The 2,139-nt window shown below is 57.8% G+C and carries 3 protein-coding genes; 2 read left to right on the top strand and 1 reads right to left on the bottom strand.

Annotated elements, in window-relative coordinates; all coding sequences use genetic code 11:
* Positions 1–449: 449 nt before the first annotated feature.
* On the top strand, positions 450–1,490 hold the full coding sequence (locus IB244_RS31505) for a LacI family transcriptional regulator (protein WP_192306977.1): 1,041 nt from the start codon (positions 450–452) through the stop codon (positions 1,488–1,490).
* Positions 1,491–1,571: 81 nt separating this feature from the next.
* On the opposite strand, the gene IB244_RS31500 is transcribed toward IB244_RS31505, so the two are convergent.
* Positions 1,572–1,757, bottom strand: coding sequence for a hypothetical protein (locus IB244_RS31500; RefSeq protein ID WP_018117079.1), 186 nt, complete (start codon positions 1,755–1,757; stop codon positions 1,572–1,574).
* Positions 1,758–2,028: 271 nt separating this feature from the next.
* Between IB244_RS31500 and IB244_RS31495 the strand changes: the two genes are divergently transcribed.
* Positions 2,029–2,139, top strand: a 111-nt coding sequence (locus IB244_RS31495; RefSeq protein WP_192306975.1) for a helix-turn-helix domain-containing protein, incomplete at its 3' end; no start/stop codon positions are given.

The following is a 2,139-nucleotide window of genomic DNA, read 5'->3' as shown; positions in this document are numbered from 1 at the left end:
ACCAGTGCAGCATCTGCACTTCCTTCACATCCGCAGCCTTGGCAGCACCCAAGCCCGCAACACTCATCGTCACCAACGCTGTCGTCAGCAAAAACTTGCGCATCGTTTCCTCCCGGTTTGCAAGTTCATAAAAGCGGAAAATCCGCGGTCAAAAAGCCCCTGCGCTCCCCGCGCGAAAGACTCTACTTATACGGCGCGAACGCCGCATGGGTTAATTTAAAACGTTATAAACATAAGCAAGTCAAGTGTAGCGACGCTCCTTTCTTTGTCGGAGGCAGTATCATTTACTGCCTGTTTTTACTTGTCTTTCAGACGCAGCCCTATTGCTTGGAAAACGGAAGCCGATTATTTAAAACGTTTCCATAATAGCATTGCTTTCGGCGCCGATATCGCGCTAGTGTCCGGCCAATCGACGCTTTGGAGGAAAGTCGAGCGTGTCTCGCATTACAATGCCGCCCACGACCGGAGTGACCCGCAGGAGCGGCAAGCCGACGTTGCGCACCATCGCGGACATCGCGGGCCTTGCTGTGACGACGATATCGCGAGCCCTTTCGGACGACCCGGTCATCAACCACGAGACCCGCAAGCGCGTCCGGGAGATCGCGCTGCAGGTCGGTTACTCCCCAGATCGAGCGGCCCAGCGCCTGAAGACCGGCCGCACGAACGTCATCGCCATCCTTCTTGAATCGCATGAGGAGATCCTCGGCTACGGCACCTCGATCATGTCCGGCATCGCCGCTGCTTTGCAGGGCACCACCTACCATCTGATCGTCATGCCCAACCTGCCGCACACGACCAATATCGAGGCAGTCAACTACATCATGCGCAATCACATGGCCGACGGCCTGGTGATGTCGCGCACCGAACCGTTCGACCCGCGCGTGCGGCTGCTAATGGAGCACAATTTTCCGTTCGTCACCCATGGCCGCACCGAACTTTCCACGCCGCATCCTTATGTCGACTACGACAATTTCACGTTCGCCTATGAGGCAACCAAGCGGCTGATCGCCAAAGGGCGTCGTAAGCCCGCTTTGATCGGCGGTCCGATGCAGTTCAGCTTCGGCAGCCATATCCTGCACGGCTTCATGACCGCGGTGCGCGAAGCCGGCTGTGCCTACGAGATTATCTCCGAGATCAACCTCGATCATCCGGCGGGCGCGATTCGCGACCGTATCGCCCGACGGCATCGCGAAGCCGATCCACCCGACGCCTTCATGTGCGGCGGCGAAGTGTGCGCGCTTGCCACGATCACCGGCATGAGCGATTGCGGCCTCACCCTTGGCGTCGAATACGACATCGTCGCCAAGCAGACCTCGCAGTTACTTTCCGCCATCCAGCCGAAGGTGGAAACGATTTATGAGGACCTTACGGCCACCGGCGAACATATCGGCCGCATCCTGAGGAAACGGATCAGCGGCGAGACGGATATGGACCAGTTGCAGATGCTGCTAACGCCGCAGCCGCCTTTCTCCGGCGGTACCGGAAAATAGATGACATCTGCTACTCGATCTCAACTGGCTACGCGGTAGACCTTAGCCTCGTGACTTCGGCTGTTACTGCAAGCGGACACCCTATTGAAGCTCGGATTTCTGCTCGAAATCGACAATGACGCCGTGTCGCAATGCCTCTTCTTGAGCTGCACGAAGAGCCTGCTGGATGAAATAGACGACGAGGTCATAGTCCGGGCTCTCCTGCGAGGCGATTTCCCACGCGATGTTCAGAGTGAATATCAGTTGTGGGGCGATCGTATCGGTCACGGCGGCGTATCCCGGAAGCACGGAGATACTAGGGTGCGCCCGCACCCAGGGCAACATCAACGGTTGAGCGTGCCGTAGGAGAATGTCACCAGCGACCTAGTGGGATTTACTATGGCCTTCACAAGGACGCCCAACGATTCAAGAGACGCGCACGTGCTGGGCGGCTTGAGTGTCCTTCCCGAGAGAGGGGTGACAGTTCATACCGGAGACATGGGTTACACTTTTGGCCTTTGCGAGGAGAGCGAAGGTGCCTTGGCAGGAGTGCAACCGCATGGACGAGCGTCTCAAATTCGTTGCGCGGGTTCTGGATGGCGAGAAGATAGCGGCGCTGTGCCGCGAATTCGGCATCTCCCGCAAGACCGGTCACAAGATCATCAGCCGC

It is taken from the genome of Rhizobium sp. RHZ02, assembly GCF_014851575.1.
Classification (GTDB): domain Bacteria; phylum Pseudomonadota; class Alphaproteobacteria; order Rhizobiales; family Rhizobiaceae; genus Rhizobium; species Rhizobium altiplani.
Note: the sequence above shows the minus strand (reverse complement) of the source record. Positions and strands in the feature narration are given on the sequence as shown.